Below are 26,685 nucleotides of genomic sequence, written 5' to 3'. Positions count from 1 at the left end.
GTTGTTGATAAGTTGAGTATGAATGAAACTACTACCTACAAGGATTAACAATTATCCTCTTTCTTAGGGCATACGCTTCAGATCCGAAAATTTAATTTTTCATTAAATTCATCGCCCCAAAAAATCCTTTAAAGAAATGCCTTCTCCCCGCTATAAGTGTACATTATTGTCATTGGCGCTACTGATATCTGGTTTATCAATGTATGCTCAGCGCAATTCTATCCAATACAACTATTACAAGACAATTATAGGCCGAATAGATCCTTATACTGATATTAATTACTACAGGCTCTCCAATGGAAGCTCCAAAAGCTTTATGCACGTCTACAGAGCGGATCAACATCTTATGGATAGTAATGCTTTAATATTCGAGCGAAGACCTTCCAGACTACTTATTGAATATAGTAAGCAGAATGATAACGAATGGCAATTATACTCGCAGATAAAAAATAATATACCTATAGGGACTTCGATGATTGACACCCTTTATCTGGATTCACTTGCCGAAAGGCAGGGTGACAACTGGGTGATACCATATCAATTACATTTTGAAAACGCTTACATCCAATACATAAAATTTCCCGGTGAAGAACTGCCGGACAAATTACCCCATACTTCAAATCGTAATTATCCCAAAACACTTTTTCAAAAACCTGTTACATTTAAGCAATGTACTTTCACCAATGTATATTTCAGGAATATCATTTTCAATGATGATGTTACTTTCCTAAACAATTTTACTTTTGGAAGATTCTCAAATGGAGTAGTATTTGACAACACTTCGTTTAACAGAAGATCAAGAATTATAAATGACTACATCTCTCAGATCACCTACTTCCCGCTCGCCGATGATCAGCGAATAACGCAGATCGGGAATAAGGTATTCACCTGGGCTGAAAAAGTCTTCAGTAATTTTTTCAGCGATCCCTTTACTGGTCTAAGAACACAGCCTGCCTATAAGGCTACTCCCAACTGTATCTTCTATGACGAAGCTGTCATTTACAATAATAATCCATATTACTCACTTGATTTTTCCGGAGTAACATTTAAAGGGAGGACCTACATTACTACCTTTTTCCGGGATCAGTCACGATTAAAATACAATGACAGTCAGGCGGAAGACACTCCGGAGATTGATCTGGCACCGGCTTCAAACATGAAGTTTCCCATCTGCAATATGTCTTTTAATTCTGCTAACTTTTCACATATGACAAGTTTCAACAACCAGTATGTGAATAACATTGATTTAAAAGACGCCTTTTTCTCTGATACCTTAATGCTCTTTAATACCATCATTAAAGACTCGCTGAAAACCAATAATAGCTTTTACTATAGTCATCTTTCATCCGGCCTGAATATTATACTCAATCCATCAAATTTCAATCTCTCCAATTTTAATATTAACCCCGTTTCCATAGGTGAATTAAATTTTATGTATTGCCAAACGAATTCAGCTATCTCTATGCGTAGTAAAGCATTCCTGGAAAACGTAAACAGTTTCTATGATAAGCTGATCGATGACATTAAATTTACGTATAGTCGTAACCAGGACCTAGTTAACGAACTGGAGAACAAGTACCGGCACCAGCAACTAGGCTTTAAAGTAGTCTACCTTTGGCATAACCCAAGTATAAAAAATCTACTTGAATTATACTGGATAAGTTTTCTTGAACTCGCAGTACGGAATGGTTATAAAGGCGGAGGAAACTTTCTGATGAGTTGCTTTTTCATCATTACCCTTTTCACCCTTCTTTATTATTTTCTCTTCCGAAAAACTTTCATAGCGTATATCGATACTGAAAACGAAGAGAAAAAAGAGAGCGCCAATAAGAGCAAAAAACGAAAAAAGAGTCCATATGACCCAAAAGATTACATCAAAAATTTTCTAAAATGCTTTTGGAAAAGCTTTTACATCTTTTTCGATTACAAATTCAGCAAAACATATTTCAGTTTTCCAAACCCGCTGCTTATCGTGGTTATTATGGAATGGTTAATGGGCGTATTCATGATTGTAATATTTCTGATTTATGTAGCTGCCAACTATCCATTTATCCGGAATTTACTCGGTTTATAGACATACTGCTTCTGCCTGATTGAAGTCCTTGTCAACTTTTCCAGAGAAGCACAATTGTTTTTTTCACGTAGATACATTGCGTAGCACGATAATATCTTGCCTCCATTAAACATAATTTTACTATACTATGAATAAAAACGCTACAACCCCCTCACGCCCTTTCGGTTACCTGTCTGTGCTCAGAGAAGCGGGATTTTTCAGGGATTATGCTTCTCTGAGTGATGAAGCGCTGCTGGACGAAATACTGAAAAAGAGAAAGGATGCCTATTTTGACCTCTTTAATGAGAACGCTTCTGAAATTCCATCCACTGATCATGCCCTTATCACGCTGGACACAAAGAAAGTGCTTTATCTGGATATGGAAGCTGACGTATGCGCCGGGAACAACAGCTATACTGATCTTTTACTGTTATGTAACAGGATTTCCGGGAAAGAAGACCTTATCACTGACATCCGGGAAGTGTGGGAGAGTGACAGCGGTCCTATTAACGTTAACTGCAAAATCGACGGGCAGGAGAAAACTTTTGCACCAGCTTATCAGGATGACTGGTATGATGATATGATACTGGGAGATGTACTTGTTGAAATTGCCGCCGCAACAAAGGAACCCTATTATGCATGTCTCGGTCCTGACTATACCTGGGCCGGCCAGGATGTAGTGATTATCAGACTGACCACTGAAGAGAAAAAAATACTGGAAGAAAAACTTCAGTTGGTGCTGGAGCCATTTACATCAGCGGAATGATTATGTTTCCTGCTAAAAATAGCGTATAATAACAGAAATATAAAGAATGATAAACAACAATGAAATCATCTTGCGAAAGACAGAAATTACTGATTTAGCGTTCCTCTTTATCTTTCAACTTGACAATGACGCAAATTATTTAGCTGCTTTCACATCAAAGGACCCGACAGATAAAACAGCATATCTTCAGAAATATTCAAAACTGTTGAATGACCCGACTATAAATATGCAGACAATAATTGTGGACAACAGTATTGCTGGAAGTATCGCAGCATTTGAAATGGAAGGCGAAGCAGAAATTACATATTGGATTGACAAAAAATTTTGGGGTAAAGGTATTGCGACAAAAGCACTTCAAGCGTTTCTAAAAAGAGAAAACAGGAGACCCATTTTCGGACGAGTTGCATTTGACAATTTTGGTTCACAGAAAGTTTTAGAGAAATGTAATTTTGTGAAAATTGGTACAGACAAAGGTTTTGCCAATGCACGACAAGCGGAAATAGAAGAATTTATTTACAAACTGACTTAAAATTAGTTAAAAGACCGCCTGAATTCGAGGGGTGAAAGATTAGTTTTTGTTTTGAATAGTTTACTAAACGACTGCGAGTGTTCAAAACCCAATTCGTAGGCAACCTCACTTACGGATAAGCTGGTTGTAGATAATTTTTCTTTCGCTTTTTCTATGAGTTTATGATGTATGTGTTGCTGTGCATTTTGCCCGGTGAGAGCACGCAACATATCACTTAAATAACTCGGTGTTATATTCATCATTTCTGCAAGGTATTGAACTGTCGGAATCCCCTGGCTTAATGATTTTTCATTGTTGAAATATTCATCTAAAATTTCTTCCAGCTTTTGTAACAGGTCGCTGTTTACAGCTTTGCGGGTAATGAATTGACGTGATCTCCTCCCCAAAAACTGTAGCACTGAAAATTAGAAATTTCGGGGTAATTCTTCATAACTTAAAGGAGCAAATTGCCCATGAAAAAGACCAAATTTACTGAGGCTCAGATCGTATTTGCGATCAAACAATCCGAGACAGGGATATCCGTAGAGGAAATCTGCCGGAAATTAGGGATTAGTCAGGCTACATTTTACAACTGGAAAAAGAAGTATGGAGGCCTGGATCCATCCGAGCTACGGCGTTTAAAGCAATTGGAAGATGAAAATGCCAAGCTGAAGAAGATCGTAGCGGAGTTAAGTCTGGATAAGCAGATGCTGCAGGATGTGCTCAAAAAAAAGTATTAAGGCCAGCTCAAAAGCGAGAGCTGGCCCAATCCTTAAGCCAGATGTATAAGACTCCCATCCGTCAGTGCTGTCGTGTACTGATGATTCCTGCGTCGGTTTATTACTACAAATCTCACAGGAGGGAGGACCGCCCCTTACGGAAACGTATTAGGGAGATCGCTGATACGAGGATACGATATGGTTATCGTCGGATTCACACGCTTTTGCGTCGGGAGGGCTGGACAGACAACCATAAACGGACTTACCGGATATATAGGGAGGAGGGATTGAACCTTAGGAGTAAACGCCCCCGTCGGAACAAATCCGCAGCTCACCGGCTGGAGCGGCCATTGCTTACAGAATTATATCAATGCATATCAATGGATTTTGTATCAGACGCGCTCTATGACGGGAAAAAATTCCGATCGTTAACTGTAGTGGATAATTATAGTCGGGAATGCCTCGCTATCCACGTAGGAAAATCATTAAAAGGATACGATGTTGTAGGGGTGCTGGAGCAGCTGCGAATAGGTCAGGGAATTCTCCCTAAACGCATACAAACCGACAATGGCAGTGAGTTCATATCTAAAGAAATGGACAGATGGGCGTATCAGCATAAGGTTACAATGGATTATTCCCGTCCTGGTCGCCCGACTGATAATCCTTATGTGGAGTCCTTCAATGGGAGTTTCAGGGATGAATGCCTGAATGCCCATTGGTTCTTATCTTTGGAGGATGCTATGGAAAAAATTGAGACATGGAGGATTGAATACAACCAGTATCGCCCACATAGCTCTCTGAATGACATGACACCAGCGGAATTTGTTGAAGCATGCAAAAAAGAGGGTGTACAAAACGAAGGCCTACCGCTTATTTCTACCTCCAGTCAGATGACTTTTGTAACATCCAAACAGAACTCAACGGCATCAAAAAAGTCATCTGGCCGGACGCAGATTTTTAAGCAAAAAAACACCCCGAAATTCTAGTTCTGGGCGCTACTAAATTGGGGAGCACTTCAAAGCCGCTTAAAGTTAATTAAGCGGCTGTCTAAGTTTTTGGGGGCAGTCCATAAAACCCCGATTTTTTAATTTATACAGTTTTCGAGATAGTGTTACTCAATTTAATCTATCCTCCGCACCTTCGTTAAGTTCATTAATTATCTGAATGAGCTCATTTACCCGTACCTTATCAAAAATACCAAAAACTCCCATATCATTAATCTCTGTAAATGGAGGCTCGACCAATTTTTCCGGTTCTATACGGCCATTTTCCGACAAATAATCAATAATATTGTCTATAAATCGAATTTGATTGGCATTTAGATTTACAGACTGAATAAAAGAGTTAAATACCTTATTTACCGCTTCCCGATCCAAGCCAACAATGCTACGAATGAACACCCCTAATGGTTGATGGTTATATTCCTTTTCAAACTCCGCTTTGGTTCCAAGGTTTCCACCCTCAAACATAATTCGTTCCAGTGCCGCGATATCGTCGTTGGTAATAGGAAAGTTGTTTTTTAGTTTATGTATGGCAATATGGCTTTCATTCTCCCGGATAAACCTTTCAACGCGGCGTTTATAACCGTCCATCTGCGCAGAAGAGGTATTCATAATGTCAACTTCTTCCATTTCTCCCGTCATAGTGTCCTGGTAAGAAGTATAAAAAACCTGTTGTTGTTCTTTATCTAGGCAAAACACCAGATCCCTTAATTCTTTTCTTATCTTTTCAACAGTAACTATATCTGCAGTATCCCAAAACTCATATTTCATTGCCGGTTTTATGACAGGCAATTTTTCTCTCACCATATCAATCGCATCCTTTCTATATAGACTCTCCGCTATAGCGACTGCCTTGTCTATATAGAATTGTAGTCTCTTCGCATTCTGCAGTTTGTTTAACTGAATATTATACATAAGAAGATCAAAGCGTTTTGCCTTTTCTTCCCCTGTAATATCAAGAACCAAAGCAGAAAGATGTTCTTTTACTTCTCCCACCTTATCCTTAGTCAAGGGATCCCATTTGTCGCGATTCCTGTACTCTTCATACTGTTTACGATGCAAACGTATCTGAAAACCATCACCATCCAACGAGTTAATTTTATTATGCAGATCATTTACCAGTTCATGCCTATGTTTTCTAAGTTCGTCATTTTGAAGAGACTCCAGGAGCAGTGCTATATCGAGCTGCCGTTCATAAATACGTTGACTGAGTGGTTGGTTAAGTATTGGTTCTATACCATCAACATTAAGTTGAAAAAATTCAAAATTCTCACAATAATCAAATATGTAGAAAAACTGCTTTTCCAGGCCCGGACCGAATATGTCCTTACAGAGTCGTGTACCACGCCCAATCATCTGCCAATATTTACTACTACTATATACCGGCTTAAAGAAAACAAGATTCACTACCTCGGGAATATCTATACCTGTGTCCAGCATATCTACGCTGACCGCAATCTGTGGCATCGGAGTAACTCCTTTGAATTTGTCGATCAGATCATCAACCTGTTGTACTTTATAAGTTACTACACGCAAAAACTCACCACGTAAGAATGGATACAATTTATTGAAACGCTCTTCTATAAATTCAGCATGCCGGTTATTACGAGCAAAAATAATTGTCTTGCCCAGTTTATCTCCCCCTTCTACCTTCAGACCATTCTCCATTAAGTGCTGTAACACCCTATCTATCGTATCTGTATTAAAAAGCCAGTTGTTCAGTGCATCATTAGCAATTTCATCGGGCACTCCAAATGTGGGGTCTCCAAACCTCTCTTCGTAATCTACCTTTTCTTCCGGCGAAAGATCGTCGTACTTAACACCCTCCCTTGGAAAGCGCAGGGGTACACTCATTGCTTTGGGAGGAACGAGATACTTATCGCCCACTGCCTTATCCAAATCATAGTTGAAAGCGGGGAGATGGTCTTCATGATCAAACAACTCATAAGTATTGATGTCTATACCAGCTATTTTCGGCGTAGCAGTCAGTCCTATGCGTAAAGCATCAAAATATTGGAAAATACTTTTGTACTTGTTATACACACTCCGGTGTGCTTCATCTACAATAATGAGGTCAAAATGTCCACAGCCATAATAACGTTTATCACCATACCACATGTTATCGATTCGATTCATAATGGTAGGATAGGTACTGAATACAATACGGGCAGTACCATCGTCTTCCTCTTTAGTCAAATCAATCGCCGTAAGGTTGGGTAGATAATTGTTAAAGTTCCTTTTAGCCTGTGTAACCAGTGCATTCCTATCGGCAAGGAACAACACGCGTTTTACCCAGTTAGCCTTGGTCAATAAGTCAACCAGCGCAGCAGCTACACGTGTTTTACCAGTTCCAGTAGCCATTACCAGCAAAGCACCACGATACTTTTTTTCTTCCAGGCGGTCTGTTACCCGTTTAATAGCCTCCTCCTGATAATAGCGATCAACAATACTTTTATTTATCGGTTGCAGGAGCAACACCTTCCGGCTATTACGACGGGAAACATTCAGCTGTAGCTCATCTTTTGTATAAAAGCCACTTACCAAACGCGGAGGGTACAACTTATCATCCCATAACCATACTTCGAAGCCATTAGTATAAAAAATTATCGGACGTTGCCCAGTCACCTGTTCCAGGCAATCAGCATACAATTTAGCCTGGTGCTGCCCTACTTTCGGGCTTTCCATCGTACGTTTAGCCTCCACTACTGCCAGAGGCAATCCATCATCCCCCCATAGCACATAATCTGCCCGACCAGCGCCTCCAGGCATACCCTTCAATGAATATTCCCTTACATTAACGGCATTAACGTCCCAACCCGCTTCCTCTAGCAACAAATCAATAAATCGCAGACGGGTTTCTTTCTCAGAAATAAGCGGAGGCGAGGAAATTCCTTCCGTGCGGCTATCTTTAGTAGCCTTAGTGGCAGCTAATCTTTCCTTGATAACATTCTGCTGTTCAGTTGACAACAGGCTTTCATCGATAAAGCGCAGCAACGGCTTGTCCTTTTGCTGCAAATCCTTTACTATCAACTGCAGGTCTTCCTTTGCCTTGTCAGCTACAGGCAACGAGGGAATACGCGTTTCCTCAAATGGCGGTATCTCCACATGGCCCTGGCCATAGTAACGGGCAAACCAGCTTACAAAACGATATAGATACTTCAGGTTGGCAAGTGCGTCTGTTGCAGATACCCGCTTCTCCTTATGGGCTACAAGGTTACCAAGTTTACGAACATAGGTAATTTCGGTTATCAGACTTTGTATATGTACAATCGCCCTGAAGTCCGGGGAATTAATCATACTGTCCAGCGTCGGTACGTCTGGGGGCTGCAAATCACCATCATTATCATACATCCACTTGACCATCTGCTCAAGCACAGTACGACACATTAAGGCGCTACTACGTGGAAAATGACGGACCTGCGCCTCTGCCTCCTGGGCCGTTTCGTGTATATCCGGCCACTGAGGATTGAGAAAGGTAAAGTTCGACATGATAAGTTAAATATACGGAATTCTGTTCATATAATCAAGTCACTGCCTATGAGTTCACTATCTAATGCTGTTCTGATGCCAAACGGTGCATGGGGCATTTCTATCTATGACCAATCTGATGTCTCAAATTTTCGGGGAAAAACAATAATCAGTTTTCATATTTAAAGAATGCGTCTTACATTCAAGCAGGACGCATTCAAAATTATCACAATTCTCCTTTAAAAGCCTTTTGTAACAAGCTTTGAAAAAGAGCTTCACTTTGTTGCTGTTGTTGAATGACCAATACCTTTTGATGTTCGACTTCTTCTATTAATTTTGCAAATTTATCTTGTAACTCAATTGGAGGTAAAGGAAGTTTTAAATTTCTTAAAATTTCCAGATTAATATTTTTTTGTGCTGATTCAGGAGCGGTGGCTTCTAACATCTCTTGTAAATGAGAAAGCCAAAACTGTATATATATAACATTTGTTTTCTTATTTGGAGTGAATCCAACCACACTATCGGGGAAACAGGCATTGAAGGTTAGTATCCCTGTTTTTGCAATATTAGCAGCGATAGTAATACATAAAGTTCCAGGATACCATAGTTTGCTTTGTTTTAACCCCAACTCTGAATAGGTTGATTTATAAGTTCTTATATATCCCTCACTATTAGCAACATCACCAGTTTGAATTAGTGGATATATACCTCCAAGCAATTCTGGTGCATTTCTAGGTCTGTGTTTGGATATTCCTCTATCCAAGTTCCCAACATTTGCAAATTTTTCCCAATGCCAACCTTTCTCATTTTTTATTGGATCGCCAAACATTTCAATGAAGATGGATTGCATCAACTCATTGTGCATTACCAATAATTGCTTATCAGCTCTACGCAAACCATCAGCTTCGTCTAATATAGCGACTATACGCTGTTGAGTAGCAAGATCCGGGAAAGCAAAACTCATTTTACGCAATTCCACGCCATTAACATGTGGGATCGTAGCTCCTGTCCTTTTAGATCTAATTTCTGCTTCTTTTAGTTGTAAAAACCTAAATAGATACTTTCCAATGATCTTATCGGTAACTGGTCTTATTCGTGCCAATGTACTTCCGATAACACCAATCATTCCAACTCCAACCTTACCAGCATTCGCCCCATCCCAGGCTATTACGACATCGTTTTCCTCAACACCTACTCCTTTTTCAAGAGTATACTTGGGAATAAATTTGTCTCCAAGGTCCTCTATCTGTATATATCTCTTAGCATCGCTATCATTTGTTTCCAAATGTTTCTTCCCTTTGCTAATCACCGTTATATTTTCAAGGATTTCTGTCTTCCATCTCATAGTTACTTCATCAATAGTTGCTCCAATTTCTGTAATCGATCCATACGTTCTTTATCCAATTGTCTTATGCCAGGTTTTTGTAAATTGCCTGACTTGTCAAATACCCCCCCAATTATCTCCTGTGGCATGTCGTATTTAATTTCCTCATGCACAACCTCCTTATAACGATTTATACTAAGATCATAACCATTAGCCACTATTTCTGATAGCGGCACCATGAAGCTCTTTTCTGTACGGGCACGTTCCCTTTCTTTTTCCAGGTTATGGTAACGATGAACGATATCTGGAATATCCGTCTGTAAAACAGGCTCCTGTTGATATTGATCTATCAGTTTCTCCAAATCAGCGAAGCTGGCAAACTCAGGTGCCAGAGAGGTACGTTTATCATCCAGAGAATATCCATCAGCTTCCATATCGTAGAACCATACATCCCTGGTACCACCTTTTCCTGTTTTGGTGAAGATAAGAACGGCTGTACTTACACCAGCATAGGGTTTAAATACACCACTGGGCATGGATATCACAGCATTTAACTGATTATTCTCCAATATCTCTTTACGTATTTGTTTATGTGCATTACTACTGCCAAACAACACTCCATCCGGCACAATCACCGCCGCACGGCCGCCTACAACTAATCCCCGTAGCATTAGGGCCAGGAATAATAGCTCAGTTTTCTTTCCTTTTACTATTTGATGTATACTACTATCTACAGCATCTTCATCGAGACTTCCCTTAAATGGAGGATTAGCCAGGATCAAGGTAGATGTCGCTACAAAATCCTTATTAGCCTCACTTAGGGCATCGACTGGCTTCAGGTTAACGTTTTCTATCCCATGCAGCATCATATTCATAGCACCAATGCGCAACATCGTATCATCGAACTCCATTCCCATAAACATCCCATTCTGGAAATGGTCATGATTTTCCTCCTTTGCCAGCGCCTGTTTGTATTTTTCACGTATATATTCTGCAGCTACGACCAGAAAGCCACAGCTACCGGCACTCGGATCACAGATAATATCCGTTATTTTAGGTGCCATTAATGCCACCATCATTTTGATAATATGGCGTGGCGTGCGGAATTGACCGTTGACACCGGCTTGCGCTATTTTACTCAACAGATACTCATATACATCTCCTTTGGTATCCCGATCAGTCATATCTATCTTACTGATCAAGTCAATCACAGTGCCCAGTACACGAGCATTGGATATCTTAAACGTAGCATCTTTGAGATATTTAGTGAAAGCGCTGTCCTTGTTATCTCCCAGTTGCTTGATAAATTCAAAAGCTCCATCAGGCCTGATAAATATCTTTAAAAGCTCTTCCGGACTCCCCAGGGTTTGAAAGCTACTCCAGCGCAGCTCATTCTGCTCGGGAGTATAAATGGGGTCTTTTATTTCCTTTGTACGGCCCAACTGAGCCTTTTTCTCTTTCTGTTGCTGTATTACATCCAGCTGCTTCATAAAAAGCAGGTAAGTAATTTGTTCAATAACAGTAAGTGGATTGGTAACGCCTCCCGTCCAGAAGGTTTCCCAAATTTTATCGATTTGACCACGCAGCGTTGCGTTAAGCATATTATTAGTTTTCATCGCAAGATACTTGAAGTAAGGAAATTTTTATGCAGGTTTGTTCGAACATTCTCCAGTACTGAATTTTAAGCGATCCGGTAACCATTGATACTGCAAATGTCATTCGGATAGATGAAGTGTATTTACACAGCGAAGACTCCTTTTACGGTGGAATTGGATGCCTAAAATCAGCCTGGCAGCTGTTACCTTTTAAAATCCCTGCCCATTTCTTCACTTTTGACACAAGCAATGCTGTAAAATATATTACATATATAATTCAATCCCTTTATTAAACAACTCCTGTATGCCTTCTCTTAACGAGAGAGGTTTTACCACTTCGATATCCGCTCCAAACCCCAGTAATACCGAACGTAATTCATAGTTATCCACTACTTTCAGCGTTATCAGTAAATAGCCGTATCCATCTTCCTTTACAATCTCCTGCGTGTGATGAATAGGCTTACTTTTAATGTAAGGAACCTGACCAGGGGCGACTTTTATTTCAACCATTTCTATGTTCGCGTTCGCGGGCATGGTAACCCCTATAAGATTATTAAAATATGTATCAGGATCAAACAAGTCATTGAGGATATACGGGGACGCACTATTTTTAATTTTTTTAATTCTGTCCAGCGCACAAATAGTAAGATATCCATTTTCGTTTTGCCGGCCAAGTACAAACCATCGGTTACGCCATTCTTTTAGCAGGTAAGGGTGAAATACATATTCTGTTGGCTCTTTGGCTTTGTACGATTGGTAAGTTACTCGCAAAGAAACCTTTTGCTTAATGGCAGTAAAAATATCATCGATATACTCCATACCCAATGCCGTCGTATGCTTTTCAAACTGGATAATGGCTGCGTTACCTGTCACATTGGCTTGCACCGTATTCTGCAACTTGTTGATAATAGCATCCACTTCCGGCAATATCTTGAAGTCGTTGACCTGCCGCAAAATGTTAATTGCATCATTGAGCAGATTAACCTCTTCCTCTTTTATAGGCAGGTTTTTAATGGAATAATCGGGGGTGTCGTAAGAAAAATAAACTTTATTGCTTTCCCGTTGCCTGACGATAGGTGCATTTTTTTCCAGTTCCATATATTGGATATCACCCTGCAGGGTGCGCTTGCTTACTGCCGCTCCACATCCTTCTTCCAGCTTTTCATTAATCGTTTCCAGCAACGTCTTAAGTGTCCACTTTCTCAGGTTATTACGGAGACATGCGTCAATAAGCTCAATACGGCGGGTGAAGTCTTTGTTTTTAGGCATGGGCAACGATGTTTTAACGTATAGGAAAATAGCCAATATTTTTCAAATACCCAACGGCGCGCAAATAGGCTTCACATAGCACCTCTAGCTTTGTTTTTGTGATCAGAGATGGTAACCAACTAAAAATAATTCGTAGCAGCATGAGTTCCTGCTGTCCAAGAGCTCAGGAGAGACAAGACCTACTCTCCAATTTGTTGAGGTCTGATTAATCCATCCATATGGCAGTAGGTACTACAGCTAGGACCGGCGAAAAATGTCCGGAAAGTGGGGTATGGAAAGTAGTTGGTACACCAAGTACCACTGCTCCCATTGCAAAAGGCAACACAATGCCTCCCTACGATGGGAAAGCAGTAACCTGGATGTTGATCCTGTTAGCTTAACCCTCTTAGAAGCGCTTCACTGGAAGCGCTTCTTTTTTCTGAAAGATGAAATACTGTAAAATAAAAAAGGATAGCTCATCAGTAATGAACTATCCTTTTTTCCGTCGGGGCGGCAAGATTCGAACTTGCGACCTCCTGCTCCCAAAGCAGGCGCGATAACCGGGCTACGCTACGCCCCGAATCCCTGAACGGTCCACATTTCAGATCAAACAGGCGCCCTTGCGGCCAACCCTTTCTTCAAATGTGGAGTGCAAAGGTAGGGATTTGTTTGACATAAAAGCAAATTTTTCTAAAAAAATTAAAAAATCTTCTCGGAAGAAAAATTAAAACCCTTTACCAGTAAAGGTTTCAACGAATACTTTCAGAGAAGATTTTTTCGGAAAAGATGTTTACCGGGGCATTCTGATGATGATTTTTCCTTTTGTTGTGCCCTGATGGATGGTATCAAATGCGGCTCTCATAGCAGTAAAGTCGAAGACACTGTCTATATGCGAGGTAACACTGCCGTCTTTCAACAGCTGCGCGATCTCGTCGATAGCGCTTTCCTCAGAATGTACCATGGTAAAGGATACATTCAGTCCCTGGTCGTGGTAATGCTGCTGTTGTTTGTCAGGAATGACTGAAGGGACGTACAGCACAGGGGCGCCGGGCAGCAGATGGCGGGTAAAACGGGTAGCCGGCAAACGACCACCTAAGTCCAGCAACAGGTTGAGCTGCAGGCTGGCAGCATGGTCCAGATCGAATGTATCATAATCCAGCACTTCGTCGGCGCCGAAAGAGGAGGCCAATGCCTTGCTGGCAGGCTGTGTGATGGCTATCACATAAGCACCCAGATGTTTGGCCATCTGAATGGCATAATGACCTACGCCACCAGTAGGAGCGGTGATCAGGATACGGTCGCCTTGTTTTACGGTATAATGCCGGGTGAGGTTCTGCCAGGCGGTAACAGCCGCCAGCGTAGCAGCAGCCGCTTCGTCAAAACTAATATTATCAGGCTTCAGTGCCAGATGGGATGCCGGAGCAGCCACATATTCTGCATAGACTTTACCCTGGCCCGGAAAATTCACCATCCCGAATACGGCATCTCCTACCTTGAATTTTGTCACTTTACTCCCTACTGCTTCCACGATGCCGGCCAGGTCCCAACCCAGGATAACAGGGGACACACCGTCAAACACAGCGGCTGCGCTGGCACGTATCGTCTGTTCATCAGTGATCACTTTATAGTCTTCCAAAGTCTTAACATCCACGGGATTAATAGACAGCGCTACTGTCTTCACCAATACTTCTGTATCTGTAATAGCTGGTACTGCGATGTCGGTAACTTCCAGTGGTGAAGCGGAATCCAGTTTTTCCAAAACAATTGCTTTCATCTTTCGTAATTTTTTATACCAGCAAAGGTAGAAGCCGGCTTACCAATGGAGTGGTAAGCAAAAGGGGAAAAGCAGTAACGAGATTGGATACCCTCTCCAGCACGGTAGTAAATATGTATCTTAGCAGTATGGAACAAATACATGAACCATTCAATATCAGCGTTACCGAGCTGGATCACTGGGAAAAACGAAACCGTCGGAATAATTTTTTTGAGCTGGTATATATCCTCAAAGGAAAAGGGAAACAGTGTGTCAACTACAACCAGGTTCCTTACCAGGAAGGAAGTTTTTTCCTGCTGCCATCCTCCGACTGTCACTTATACGACATTACGGAAGCCACTACTTTCCTGTTTATCCGTTTCACAGCCAATTTTTTTTCGAGTGATGAAGATTGTGTGATTGATTTCGGGAAATGGTTCTGCCGCCTCAATTTCATTATCGGCAACTATAACCGCCTGCCAGGAGAACTGATCAGCAACGACACCGATAAACAGCACCTGGTACATCTGCTGGAACTGCTGATGTATGAAAAACAGCGCAACGACCCGCATACACGCCGTATCATGCAAAGCACCATGGTATCCATCCTGGAACTGATAGCCCGCAATATGGCAACAGCATTACCACTTCAACCCCTATACGAAGAAAAAAAGTTTGCAGACCTACTGCTACATGTCCAATACCATCTGCTGGATGAGGAGATGATCACACCACAATTTCTGTCTGAACGTTTCCATATTGCACCTACCTACTTCAGCGAGTATTTCAAACGCAATGCGAAAGAAACCTATCAGGAGTTTATCCTGCGGTCCAAGCTGAAACTGGCAGAAGCCAAGGCCCTGTACACCGATATTCCGTTTAAGGAAATCGCATACGACCTGGGCTTCACCGATAGCAGTCATCTCAACAAAATGATGAAACGCTTTTACAACAAAGGCATGTCTGAAATCAGAAGAAGTGCTATGGCCGACGTTCCGGCTTGATCTTGTCAAAGTCCACAACACCGGTTCTTTTAGCCCATTCAAAATAGGCGGCCGACAGTTCATTGACCACGTCCGTGCGCTGGGCCGCCAGATCGGTGGTCTCACCACGATCTTCTTCGATGTTATACAGTTCCCACCGGTACTGCGGCCAGGTAGACACCAGTTTCCACTTTCCTTTTCTCACCGCCCTGTTGCCCGCCCGTTCCCAGAACACCGGTTCATCACGGTGAATATCTTCTCCCCGGAAAAAGAGCCCTGTCAGGCTTTTACCGGGCAGGGCATTAGGCTTTGCGCCATTAAACTGCTGTGGATATTTCACGCCGGCCAACTCATAAAAAGTAGGGGCCAGGTCAATCAGGTGAGCGGTACCTTTTTCAATAGTGCCTTTCCGGATATGCCCCGGATACCAGGCAATCAGCGGCGAACTGATACCACCTTCATACATAAAGTTCTTGAATGCGCGGAAAGGCGTATTGGACACATAAGACCAGTTTTTACCCTGTGACTCAAAAGAGCCTGCAGTACCTACGGGTCCTGTATTGCGGCCGGCAGGAGTGCCGTTCCAGTGTGCCACATCTTCTGCCGGCGCACCGTTATCAGAGATAAACACAATCAGGGTGTTGTCATCTTTCTTCAGTTCTTTCAGCTTGTCCAGCACCTTGCCTACACCCTGATCCATACGATCTACCATGGCGGCATACACTTCCATCTTCGCTTTCCACAACGTTTTTTCATCGTAGGTAAGACTGTTCCAGTCGGGTACCGATGCATCTCTTGCGGCGATAGTTTGTTTGGGGTCCAGGAGACCCAGCTGTTTTTGCCGCGCCAGCCGCTCTGTACGCAGGGAATCCCAGCCTATGTCATACCGGCCTTTGTAACGGGCAATATCTTCCGGTAAAGCCTGTAATGGCCAGTGAGGTGCATTGAAGGCCAGATAAAGGAAAAAAGGTTGGCTGCTGTTGCGTTGTTCGTCCAGGTATCTAACGGCATGTGCTGCTATCTCATCGGTGAAATAATAGCTGTTGTCTGCCGGATGCAACCGCTGGTTGTTTTCCACCAGGACCACCGGATATTGTGACCCAAACAGCGGCATAGGCCTGGCATCGAAATAGTTGGCGCCACCGCCGATGATACCATAAAACCGGTCAAATCCACGTTGATTGGGCCATACCAGGCTATCATTGCCTACATGCCATTTACCTGACATGAGTGTACGATAGCCAGCTGTTTTCAGCACTTCCGCCAACGTGAGAGATTCTTTGTTGAGAAAACCCTGATAGGCAGGCAGTCCCAGGTTGACATCAAAAAAACCGACACCGGCCTTGTGCTGATACTGCCCTGTTAACAGGGAAGCCCTTGTAGGCGCGCAGATGGAGTTGTTGTAAAACTCTTTCAGCCGCAAGCCCTCACTGGCGAGGCGGTCCAGGTTAGGCGTATGTATCTCCGAGCCATAAGCTCCCAGATCGGAGTAACCCATGTCATCTACCAGAATCAGGATGATATTGGGTTTCCTGGCCTGTGCATATATCGTGTTCACAACCGCCAGAGTGGCGATGACGGTGAATGTTAACCATAACTGCTTCATTTTTTCTTTTTTATGCTGATGTTATTGTTTTTTGCTGTGGGATGGAAGAACCGGCGCGCCTGTAGGACCCGCAAAACCAGCAGGTCCGGCGGGTTTTATCTTATCATAGTCCACCACATTATTATCACTGGCCCATTGCTCATAGGCGGCCGACAGCTCTTTTACTACCTGTGGTTGTTGTGCGGCAAGGTTCCTGGTTTCTGCGCGATCATTGTCTATATCATACAATTCCCATTGTTTGGAAGGATAGGAGGATATCAGTTTCCATTTACCTTTTCTCACGGCCCTGTTGCCTGCTCTTTCCCAGAAAAGGGGCGTCGACCGGTCTATCTCCCGCAGGGAAAAAAACAAGGGCACCAGACTGACTCCCTGTAAAGGTTGTATGCTGAAGTTATGATAAGTAGCCGGATAATGCGCATGACCTATTTCATAAAACGTAGGCGCCAGATCTATCAGATGGGCTGTGCCCCGGGCGACGCTGCCACCTTTGATTTTAGCCGGATACCAGGCAATCAGCGGAGAGCTGATACCACCTTCGTAGGCACTGGCTTTGTACGAACGGAAAGGGGAGTTGGAAACATGTGCCCAGCTTTGTTCCTGATAATCATAAGAACCTGCTGTACCGATAGGTCCTGAACTGCGTTGTCTTCTTCTGCCGGTAGGGATAAAACCACCCTGCGCACCATTATCGGAAATAAATACAATGAGTGTATTATCCTCTTTTTTCAATGCCTTCAGCTTATCCAGTATCTTTCCGATGCCCTGATCTACATGGTCTACCATGGCCGCATACACTTCCATCTTTTTCTCCCACAACTTTTTTTCATCATAGGTAAGACTTTCCCATGCCGGCACTTCCGGATCGGGGGCGATAGTGGCGTCTTTGCGGATGAGGCCCAGTTGTTTCTGACGGGCGATACGTTCATTCCTCAGCGAGTCCCAGCCAATAGCATAACGCCCTTTGTAGCGGGCGATATCTTCAGGTGGTGCCTGCAGCGGCCAGTGAGGAGCATTGTAAGCCACATACAGAAAAAATGGCTGACTGGTACGATTTTGTTCTTCCAGGAATTTCACAGCATGGCCGGTGATTTCATCCGTCAGGTACTGTCCTGGTGCCAGATTGAGGCGGCGGTTGTCTTCTACCAGCGGCACCGGTGGCACCTTATCGGGATAACTACCAATATCATAGTAGTTGCTGGCACCGCCGATAAAACCGAAGAACCTGTCAAATCCGCGCTGATTAGGCCAATAGATACTATCATCGCCCACATGCCATTTGCCCGACATGAGTGTGCTGTAACCGGCTGTCTTCAACACTTCTGCCAGCGTCAGCGATTCCTTGTTCAGGAAACCCTGGTAGGCAGGCAGCCCGAGGTTGACATTAAAAAAACCGATGCCGGCTTTGTGATTGGACTGCCCTGTCAGCAGGGAAGCCCTGGTAGGTGCACAGATGGAATTGTTGTAAAACTCCTGTAATCGCAGCCCTTCGGCGGCCAGCCTCGACAGGTTGGGGGTTTGTATTTCGCCGCCATAAGGCGCAATATCGGAGTAACCCATATCATCTACCATGATCAGGATGATGTTGGGCCGCTGCTGTTTTTGCTGTGCTACACCCAGGTGGATAACACCCAGCATAACAAGGGTGGTGATCATTTTTTTCATCAGACATACTTTTAAATGCGGTATCAATAATTTTCCCAGAGCGGGTCCTGTTTTAGCCTGGGATTGAGATTCAGCTCCCGCTGTGGCGTAGGGAAATGAATATGCCGGGGAGCAGCCAGGGTTTTGCCGGCAGCTTTCAGCACTTTCACATAATAATCCGGCCCTCTTCGTACCAGATCAAACCAGCGCTGGTATTCATATACAAACTCTTTCCTTCTTTCCTGGAAAATACTGTCACGGAAAGCGTCTGCATTAAGCGAAGGAGCCAGGTCCTGCAGACGGGCCACACCAGCTCTTTGCCGCACGGCATCAACAGCCTGATAAGCTTCGGCCGAAGGCCCGTTCAACTCATTCAATGCTTCAGCATATATCAGCAAAACTTCGGCATACCGGATGATAGGCAGGTTTTTGGAAGACTCGCCCTGGCTGCCCACTACTGCAGGATCGTAGTATTTGTTGAAATGCGGTTCAAAGGTGTACAGCTTTCCATCCGTTGGACTGAGCATCTGGGTTACAAAGGTGACAGCCTTACGGGCATCTCCTTCTGCAAAACTTTCGTATAGCCCTCCCTGTTTGTGTAATGCATCGGCATAGTCACCATTGATGCCCGGCACTTCGTTGGGAGCAGAACGACTGGCCAGACTGTTGCCCTGGTAACCGGAATTGCCCTGAAACTGCGCAGAAAAAATATGTTCAATACCATTCTTCTTCCCCACATTAAACACATCGGCATAATTATCAAAAAGCGCATACCAGTGATGATCTATCACCTCCTTACTTTTCGCTACTGCATTTGCCCAGTCTTTGCGGGTGAGATATACTTTGGCCAGGAGGCTTTTGGCCGCACCGGAGGTAGCCCTGCCGATATCGTTGGCACCATATTCTCCGGGAGCGGGCAGGTCTTCTGCAGCGGTGAGGTCACTGATGATCTGTGCATACACGGCCGCTTCTGACGCTTTCTCCACATACAACGCCTCCGGTGAAAGAGAGGCTGGTTCATGCAGCACCAGTGGCACACCACCAAACCATCTCACCAGATTAAAATAATGCAGCGCCCGCAGGAACCGGGCTTCTTTGATCAGTCGCGTTTGTACGGTGGCAGAAATATTTTCCTTTTTGATAAGAGCAATACGGTCAATCGCGATATTGGCAACATTGATGGCATCGTAACTCTGTTTCCATAGCTGCTCCATACGGTCGTTGGAAGCATCGTGGGTAAGTCCGGAAATGGCCCGCACATGGGCATTACGCGCCCTTGGCCCGGCTTCATAATCATCGGTGGCCATTTCCACACCGATCTGGAAAAGACTGTTATAAATAGACTGCCCCGATTCATACAGCTTGCGGTAAGCAGCTGTGACGGCCGCTTTGGCCTGGTCTTCATTCTGATAAAAATTATCGGTAGTCAGCACTGACTCCGGTTTTTCATCCAGCCTGGTGCAGGATACCCACCCGATGGCCAGCATAACGATATACAATACAAAGGCTTTTTTCATACTTGCTTTTTTGTGGTTGGTAGATGATTACAGTGTGATGCGCACACCAGCACTTACTGTTCTGGCTACGGGATAGATGCCTGCATCTGTTCCCGGTGATACGTTGCTGCCGGAAGTCACCTCCGGATCGAAGCCGGTATATCTTGTCCAGGTAAGCAGATTTTGTGCAGACAGATATACGTTGACAGCCGATATTTTACCGATCACCGACCTGGGCAGGGTATAGCCCAGCGTGATGTTTCTAATCCGCAGGAAAGAACCGTCTTCGATGAAGCGGTCAGAGAAAACCGGGGCGGGGTCCAACTTGGCGCGGGGAATAGATTGACTGGGATTGGCAGGCGTCCACCGGTCCAGTGCCGAAGCCGCAGCATTTTGCTGACCGGTAAACAGTTCCAGCGATTGCCGGTTGGAATTCAGGATTTTATTACCATAAGATCCCTGCAGGAATATTGACAGTGACAATCCTTTCCAGGAAAAGTTGTTGCCAAAGCCAAACACAAAGTCCGGCTGTGCGTTGCCGATAATCGTTCTGTCGGCAGCTGTGGTGAAGGTGCCGTCGCCGTTAATATCCTTGTAAAGACGGTCTCCTGGCTTAGGCGCAGCATTGCCGGTATATTTTCCTTTGGTGGCTTCTTCTCCTTTTTGCAGAATACCATCTGTTACCGTACCATAGAAGCTTCCCAGCGGTTGTCCTACCTGAATGATATAGTTGCCGCTGATATAGGAGCGGGCACCATTGCCGATGGTCAGCACTTCATTATGGTTGAAGGAAATATTAAAATCCGTATTCCAGGTAAAAGCTCCGGTAAAGTTTTTACTGCTGATGCTGACTTCCAGGCCTTTGTTCAGTACAGAGCCGAAGTTCTGCAGGGAAGCGGTTTGTCCGGAAGTCCAGGGTATTTCTACATTCAGCAGCAGGTTGGTTGTTTTCTTGTAATAGCCGTCCAGCGTAAATAACAGCCTGCCTCGCAGAAATGCTGCATCCAGTCCGGCATTATACTGCCAGGTTTTTTCCCAGCCCAGATGATCATTAGCCAGACGGGAGGGAGCAAAACCGGTGGCTATATTTTTCCCGAAAAGATAATTGAGGCTGTAGAGGGTGGCGAGTGATTGATATTCACCGATCTCCAGATTACCGGTAGTACCAAAGCTGGCCCGCAGTTTCAGGTCGTTGATTACTTTTGTGGCCGGTTCAAAAAAGCGTTCGTTGCTGATACGCCAGGAAGCAGCTGCAGAGGGGAAGTAGCCCCATTTGTTGCCTTTCCCGAAACGGGAAGAACCATCTGTACGGATGCTGGCCGTTAAATAATAACGGCTGTGATAATTGTAGTTGATTCGCGCCAGATAGGAATGCAGCACCCAGGAGGTAGCGTCGGAAAAAGGACGTACCAGTGTAGATCCGCTCTGCAGGCTGTTGTAGGTAAGATCATCTGAAACAAAATTCTGTGCACCGGATCTTACAATATCACTACTGAATTCCTGTTGGGTGAAACCTGCCAGTACATCAAAAGCATGTTTACCAATACTGCGTGTATACGTGAGGGTGTTTTCATTCAGCCAGGAATAAGCATTGTAGGTGCCTCTGGCAGCGTTGCCTTTGTTCTGTATCCCTTCATAAATAGTTGCCGGGATGTAGTTCTTTTCACTGGTATTGTTCACATCGGCGCCCAGCAACACTTTCAGGTTCAGTCCATCTATGATGCTGTATTCAGCAAAGGCAGTGCCCAGCAGACGATTAGTAGTCGATTTGTTACGTTGTTCGTTAATGGTAGCGATAGGGTTAGCGAAAATGTTTTCGAAAGGATTACGGAGGGTATAGCTGCCATCCGGCTCATAGATGGTAGCGGTAGGCGGCATCTGCAACAGGGAGGTGATAAAGCCGGAAGGCGCTACATTGGCGTCCGACTTGCTGACAGACAGGTTGGCGCTTACTTTCAGCTTTTCATACGGTTGTGCGTCTACGTTAGCTCTGACACCCAGTCGTGTAAAGCCCGTATTGCTGACGATACCCTGCTGGTCAAAGTAATTGCCGGAAAGCAGGTAGCGGGTTTTAGGATTACCTCCGCTGATGGTCAGCTGATGATTTTGTGTGGGAGCACTACGGAAAGCGGCGTCCTGCCAGTCGGTGCCTTTGCCCAGCTGGTTGATCTGTTCCTGTGAGAGGTACTGGTTAGGGCCTTTGGAAGGATTGGCATCGAACAATGCTTCATTGCGCAAGATGGCAAAGTCGCGGGCGTTGAGCAGGTCTATCTTCCTGCGTAAGGACTGTACGCCGTAAGATTCTTCATAGGAAATCGCGTTCCGGTCGGCTTTGCCTCTACGGGTGGTGATGATCACTACTCCGTTGGCTCCGCGGGAGCCATAGATGGCGGTGGCAGAGGCATCTTTCAGGACATCCACACTTTCGATATCAGAAGGATTGATGCTGGCCAGCGGGTTTACGGGTGCACCGGTGAGTATACCCGGGCCCGCAGGGCTGTTGTATATCGGGAAATCATCTATTACATACAGTGGTTCATTACCACCCTGTATGGAGCTACCTCCCCTTACACGGATACTGACGCCACCACCAGGCTGCCCGGAAGTCTGGGTTACCTGTACGCCGGGAACAGCACCTTTCAGCACCTGGTCAACAGCACTTACCGGCTGCTTCAGCAACGGGCCTGAAACGGATGCTATAGCACCGGTAAGATCACTTTTTTTCTGCGTGCCATATCCCACTACCACCACATCATTCAGCTGACTCTGCACCGCTTCCAGTGGTATTTCTATATGGCCACCTGTAGCTACCACCTCTGTTTTTTTATAACCGATGTAACTGATGATAAGTGTATAAGGGAATTTCTGTCCGGTAACAAATACAAAACGTCCTTCTGCATCAGTAGACACACCATGCGTGGTACCTTTGATATTGACCACCGCGCCCGGCAATGGTTCATGGGTGCGGGCATCCACCACTATGCCGCTCAGGTGTGAATTGATCAGCGGTGTTGTAGGCACCTGTGCTGTTGAAAGCAAGGGGATAAAAAAGAGCATGGATAGTCCTACCCATGCCAATATGTTTTTGTGTAACATTATCTGCATGATTTAAAAATTTAGCCGCCCGTCCACACAAGCCGGAAAACAGGTAACATGACAACGGGCATAGGAATGTCAGGCCCTGGAAACAAAGGCCCTGTCAGAAAAGAATCAACTAGAGGAAATGCCGGAAAGCTTCTATCGTACACAACAACAGCCGGAACAGCACCTCACTCCGCCGGTACGGTTGCAGTAATAAGTGGTTGACATCTAAATAAAATTTAGTGTTGAAGAAAAATGTTGCTGGAAGCACTGTTGGTGCCCTACAGTTTTATTGGGTGGTGCTAAAAACTGTACCAGGGCTGGTTCTGCTGTATATAGATGGTGGTTTTCAGTGCCTGTTCTGATAACAACGGGGTAAAAGTAAGACTATTTTTATTAGTACACAATATTTGTAGACTAATAGTTATAAGATTTTTTTAGCGTGCATCAATTTTGTTTGGAAGAAATCGGGAAGTCGGCGTAACTTACGTGAAGCATAAAACCATCTGCTAACATCCTCAACTCCGTTTCATGAAAATTTTTTCCCCTGCCCTGATCAGGCGGACTTGTCAGCGTGCCCTCGCTGCGGCCCTGTTGATTTCCGTTATGCCAGCCAGCGGGCAAAGTCCTGCAGTCATCGCCCGTATAGACACCCTGATAAAAACAGACCTGGGACGTCCCTTCAACGGCGTTATCCTCATTGCCCGCAATGGCAGAATCCTATATTCCCGCTGTTATGGTTTTTCCGATGCTGCACACAAAATACCGCTTCAATCCGATGAACAGTTTGTGATAGGTTCTGTCAGCAAACAAGTGACCGGTGTACTGGTACTACAGGAGGCCGCGGAAAAGCATCTGGACCTGCAGGCGCCTATTGGCCGTTATCTCCACAACATCCCTCAACGCTGGAAAGATACCGTCACGGTACAACATCTGCTCAATCATGTCTCTGGTATCATCTGGCCTGACAGACCACTGGCATTTAAACCAGGTTCACAATTTGCCTATTCCAATATCGGTTACTCGCTGTTAGGTGAGATCCTTGAAAAAGTAACCGGTAAACCCTATAACACACTGGTGGCGGACCTCTTTAGCAAGGCCGGGATGAGAAACAGTTATGCCCCGGGCAACAAACCTATCGTCCTGAAAAGTTTTCTGGAAGACAGCACCCGCCAGCTCATCCCCACCGGCGCTGATGTAACCTTCATGAAAATGCTCGCCCCTGCCGGCGGTATTATCTCCAACGCCCGCGACCTGCTCCTGTGGAATGAAGCACTGCACAACGGAAGGATACTGCCTGACAGTCTATACAAAATCTTCACTACTTCTTTCTCTCACCGCGACCATCCCACCTGGGGCCCTGTAGACTATGGCGATGGCATACAGATCGCACATCCGGGAACGCTCACAGAACTGGGACATAGCGGCGCCGCCAATATGCCGGCTGCTGCCACCACCTGCATCAACTTTTATTACCCCGCCACCCAAACCAGTGTAATCGTACTGGAAAACGTATCCTGGGATACCCGGGATATGGCCAGGGCTTTTGTGTTTGAGAAAAAGATCAGGAATATGATGGTGGAAGATATGAAGTGAAATATTTATCCCCAATAACCAGAAATATCATGAAAACCAATACAATACTATTGCTTACTTTATTGTTTTTTCAGTGATGCAGGGATATTGACACGATCCCTCACTGCGAAAACGTGGATACACGTTAACTTCAGGCTCACACTACCAATAAAGCCTGCGGGGCTTTGTGGTGTGAGCCTTACCCACCAGGCTTTTCACTGGCCCACAAAGGCTGGTCTCAGTCCTTCCACCGCATATTCATGAATCTTAGTTTTTTTGATGATTACGTAAATACACTGCGTAAGGTGATTGTACTTTTGAGGAACATTACCAACTAGCTATTCTCTATACCTCCTATGAGATAATCGTACACCCTTTTTTTCACCATTATTGCGGGAATACAAACCGTGATGAATCAATCGACTATTGAGATTATGAAAAAGATCGTTTTCATGCTTGTTTGTTCTATTTCCATGAAGGCTGTTGCACAAAACAATATGTCTGCAAACACACCCCGGCAGCGGGACAGCCTTTTTCTGGCAGAAATGTGGGCGAGCCCTGAAGTAATACGGCTGCAGGAAATACTCGACAGCCAGAGCAATGTACGTGCCCACCTCTTCAAACCACTAGCCGAAAACCTGGCAGCCGGTATACCTGACATTGCACGAAACAGCCGGACCAATGATAGCATTGGCGGTAACTACGGGAATAACGGGACATCCGAAAAAATAACAACAACAGAAAAGAAAAAGTCCCGGCGGAAACATTAACCCCGCAATATTCACCCTGAAAAACTGTTGACGGCTGAAATATACCCTTCCCGCAGGCAGGTTTATATTTCAACCGTCAACATGGGTTCATCCAGTCATTCCTTACCGTTTACACAAACGCATTGTTCCTCACCGCCACTACAGCATAGTATTTTTTTCTGCCCGACAACTGCCAGGTAAAACTTTCACCTTCCTGTAACCCCATCAAAGCCAGGCCAAACAACGACAGCGCGGAGATATTTCCATTATGCTCATCGGCCTCACCTGGCGGCATCAGCTTGTATTCCAGATTAATCCGGTTTACCGTATAGCCATACATAAATATCCCTGTTCCGTCAGTAACTAACGGAGCGGGGATTAATTATTGAAGTCTTTATAATTTGAAAAGGAGTACAGTCTGCCACTGATGAATGGCGTAACACCTGCCAGTTGAAAGAGATTAGCAGGAGAGAAGAAAATGAATATGGAAAAAAGATTTTTCACGAAGGATGAAGATACTAAAAAACGGAGATTTCTCCATCAGGACTTATCTGTTGCCTGTTTTTCGGTATACTCTTCTTTGGTGATCTGATACACGAAATTATGCCTGGTTGCTTCGCCATAATAGGCTACATCTTCTTCTCTCACCTTTCTGGCTCCCAACCTGGTCATGGCTATCTGTGAACGGACATTGGAAGCACCTACATGGAAATACACACTATCCACATACTGAAAAATATAATCCAGCATCAGGTGCTTCACCACAGGATTTAATCCTTTGCCCCAATAACGGGTAGCATAAAACGTATAGCCGATCATGATACTGTTGTCAGATGGATTATAATCGTAGAAACGGGTGCTTCCGGCTACTGCCCCTGTTTTTTTATCAATGATTTTAAAGGCTCCGCCACTCTTTATGGCGCCTTCAAAAAAACGCTGAAATTCCTCTCTTTTCCAGCGGTCTTTATTTGGATGCTGCTCCCATATCTTTTCATCGGAAGCCGTCTCGTAAAGGGCTTCAAAATCTGATTCCTGCAGGGGTATTAACAACAGGTTTTCATTCCCGAGCGTAGGCTGTGTATTTATATTCATATCAGTAGGATTCAATTTCTATACAAA

Annotated in this window: 18 protein-coding genes, 1 tRNA gene and 2 pseudogenes; 8 read left to right on the top strand and 13 right to left on the bottom strand. The window is 44.4% G+C overall.

Annotation, left to right across the window (positions count from 1 at the left end; all coding sequences use genetic code 11):
• Window positions 1–136: 136 nt before the first annotated feature.
• The 3 genes from KD145_RS22510 (at window position 137) to KD145_RS22500 (ending at window position 3,348) form a co-directional block, all read left to right on the top strand.
• A complete protein-coding gene (locus tag KD145_RS22510) occupies window positions 137–2,074 on the top strand; it encodes a pentapeptide repeat-containing protein (RefSeq protein WP_212001837.1) in 1,938 nt (645 codons plus the stop codon).
• A 127-nt stretch (window positions 2,075–2,201) separates the two neighbouring features.
• Entirely contained in the window at window positions 2,202–2,819 is a 618-nt protein-coding gene (locus tag KD145_RS22505) for a hypothetical protein (protein WP_212001836.1), read from the top strand.
• Between the two features lie 70 nt (window positions 2,820–2,889).
• On the top strand, window positions 2,890–3,348 hold the full coding sequence (locus tag KD145_RS22500) for a GNAT family N-acetyltransferase (protein ID WP_249219522.1): 459 nt from the start codon (window positions 2,890–2,892) through the stop codon (window positions 3,346–3,348).
• A 2-nt stretch (window positions 3,349–3,350) separates the two neighbouring features.
• Here the strand turns inward: KD145_RS22500 and KD145_RS22495 are convergent.
• A pseudogene (locus KD145_RS22495) lies at window positions 3,351–3,719 on the bottom strand (helix-turn-helix domain-containing protein); the annotation flags it as partial.
• Between the two features lie 81 nt (window positions 3,720–3,800).
• Here KD145_RS22495 and KD145_RS22490 point away from each other — a divergent pair.
• Window positions 3,801–4,879 (top strand): annotated as a pseudogene (locus tag KD145_RS22490) (IS3 family transposase); the annotation flags it as partial.
• 282 nt (window positions 4,880–5,161) lie between these two features.
• Here KD145_RS22490 and KD145_RS22485 read toward each other — a convergent pair.
• The 4 genes from KD145_RS22485 to KD145_RS22470 form a co-directional block, all read right to left on the bottom strand.
• Complete coding sequence (locus KD145_RS22485; protein WP_212001834.1) at window positions 5,162–8,536, bottom strand: DEAD/DEAH box helicase family protein; 3,375 nt, start codon at window positions 8,534–8,536, stop codon at window positions 5,162–5,164.
• Window positions 8,537–8,741: 205 nt separating this feature from the next.
• Entirely contained in the window at window positions 8,742–9,860 is a 1,119-nt protein-coding gene (locus tag KD145_RS22480; protein ID WP_212001833.1) for a restriction endonuclease subunit S, read from the bottom strand.
• 2 nt (window positions 9,861–9,862) lie between these two features.
• Window positions 9,863–11,440 carry a class I SAM-dependent DNA methyltransferase gene (locus KD145_RS22475; RefSeq protein WP_212001832.1) on the bottom strand — a complete coding sequence of 526 codons (1,578 nt, stop codon included), beginning with the start codon at window positions 11,438–11,440 and terminating at the stop codon, window positions 9,863–9,865.
• A 258-nt stretch (window positions 11,441–11,698) separates the two neighbouring features.
• Window positions 11,699–12,703: a YafY family protein gene (locus KD145_RS22470; protein ID WP_212001831.1), complete on the bottom strand. Its 1,005-nt coding sequence runs from the start codon at window positions 12,701–12,703 to the stop codon at window positions 11,699–11,701.
• 218 nt (window positions 12,704–12,921) lie between these two features.
• Here KD145_RS22470 and KD145_RS22465 point away from each other — a divergent pair, with 218 nt between their 5' ends.
• Window positions 12,922–13,083, top strand: a complete 162-nt coding sequence (locus KD145_RS22465; RefSeq protein ID WP_212001830.1) for a hypothetical protein — start codon at window positions 12,922–12,924, stop codon at window positions 13,081–13,083.
• 104 nt (window positions 13,084–13,187) lie between these two features.
• Here KD145_RS22465 and KD145_RS22460 read toward each other — a convergent pair.
• Together KD145_RS22460 and KD145_RS22455 are read right to left on the bottom strand one after the other, a co-directional pair.
• Window positions 13,188–13,262 (bottom strand) — tRNA-Pro (locus tag KD145_RS22460).
• 210 nt (window positions 13,263–13,472) lie between these two features.
• On the bottom strand, window positions 13,473–14,456 hold the full coding sequence (locus KD145_RS22455; protein WP_212001829.1) for an NADP-dependent oxidoreductase: 984 nt from the start codon (window positions 14,454–14,456) through the stop codon (window positions 13,473–13,475).
• A gap of 128 nt (window positions 14,457–14,584) precedes the next feature.
• Between KD145_RS22455 and KD145_RS22450 the strand changes: the two genes are divergently transcribed.
• A complete protein-coding gene (locus tag KD145_RS22450) occupies window positions 14,585–15,439 on the top strand; it encodes an AraC family transcriptional regulator (protein ID WP_212001827.1) in 855 nt (284 codons plus the stop codon).
• On the opposite strand, the gene KD145_RS22445 is transcribed toward KD145_RS22450, so the two are convergent.
• From KD145_RS22445 to KD145_RS22430, 4 genes are read right to left on the bottom strand one after another with little or no spacing between them, the layout of a single operon-like run.
• Window positions 15,417–17,024 (bottom strand): arylsulfatase, encoded by a 1,608-nt coding sequence (locus KD145_RS22445; RefSeq protein WP_212001825.1) that lies wholly within the window; start codon window positions 17,022–17,024, stop codon window positions 15,417–15,419. The genes KD145_RS22450 and KD145_RS22445 overlap by 23 nt on opposite strands.
• A 21-nt stretch (window positions 17,025–17,045) precedes the next feature.
• The gene (locus tag KD145_RS22440; RefSeq protein WP_212001824.1) at window positions 17,046–18,686 is read right to left on the bottom strand and encodes an arylsulfatase; all 1,641 of its coding nucleotides are present in this window, start codon (window positions 18,684–18,686) and stop codon (window positions 17,046–17,048) included.
• Between the two features lie 23 nt (window positions 18,687–18,709).
• Window positions 18,710–20,182 carry a RagB/SusD family nutrient uptake outer membrane protein gene (locus KD145_RS22435; protein WP_212001822.1) on the bottom strand — a complete coding sequence of 491 codons (1,473 nt, stop codon included), beginning with the start codon at window positions 20,180–20,182 and terminating at the stop codon, window positions 18,710–18,712.
• A gap of 27 nt (window positions 20,183–20,209) precedes the next feature.
• The gene (locus KD145_RS22430) at window positions 20,210–23,266 is read right to left on the bottom strand and encodes a TonB-dependent receptor (protein WP_212001820.1); all 3,057 of its coding nucleotides are present in this window, start codon (window positions 23,264–23,266) and stop codon (window positions 20,210–20,212) included.
• Window positions 23,267–23,773: 507 nt separating this feature from the next.
• Here KD145_RS22430 and KD145_RS22425 point away from each other — a divergent pair.
• Window positions 23,774–24,838, top strand: a complete 1,065-nt coding sequence (locus tag KD145_RS22425) for a serine hydrolase (RefSeq protein ID WP_212001818.1) — start codon at window positions 23,774–23,776, stop codon at window positions 24,836–24,838.
• Window positions 24,839–25,251: 413 nt separating this feature from the next.
• The gene (locus KD145_RS22420) at window positions 25,252–25,587 is read left to right on the top strand and encodes a hypothetical protein (RefSeq protein ID WP_212001816.1); all 336 of its coding nucleotides are present in this window, start codon (window positions 25,252–25,254) and stop codon (window positions 25,585–25,587) included.
• A 109-nt stretch (window positions 25,588–25,696) separates the two neighbouring features.
• Here the strand turns inward: KD145_RS22420 and KD145_RS22415 are convergent, their stop codons facing one another.
• Window positions 25,697–25,906: a GreA/GreB family elongation factor gene (locus KD145_RS22415; RefSeq protein ID WP_212001814.1), complete on the bottom strand. Its 210-nt coding sequence runs from the start codon at window positions 25,904–25,906 to the stop codon at window positions 25,697–25,699.
• Window positions 25,907–26,106: 200 nt separating this feature from the next.
• The gene (locus KD145_RS22410; RefSeq protein WP_212001812.1) at window positions 26,107–26,658 is read right to left on the bottom strand and encodes a GNAT family N-acetyltransferase; all 552 of its coding nucleotides are present in this window, start codon (window positions 26,656–26,658) and stop codon (window positions 26,107–26,109) included.
• Between the last annotated feature and the right edge of the window lie 27 nt (window positions 26,659–26,685).

This window comes from Chitinophaga sp. HK235 (assembly GCF_018255755.1).
In the GTDB taxonomy this organism is placed as follows: Bacteria; Bacteroidota; Bacteroidia; order Chitinophagales; family Chitinophagaceae; genus Chitinophaga.
The sequence above is the reverse complement of the archived record's forward strand: the minus strand, read 5'-3'. Positions and strand labels throughout refer to the sequence as shown.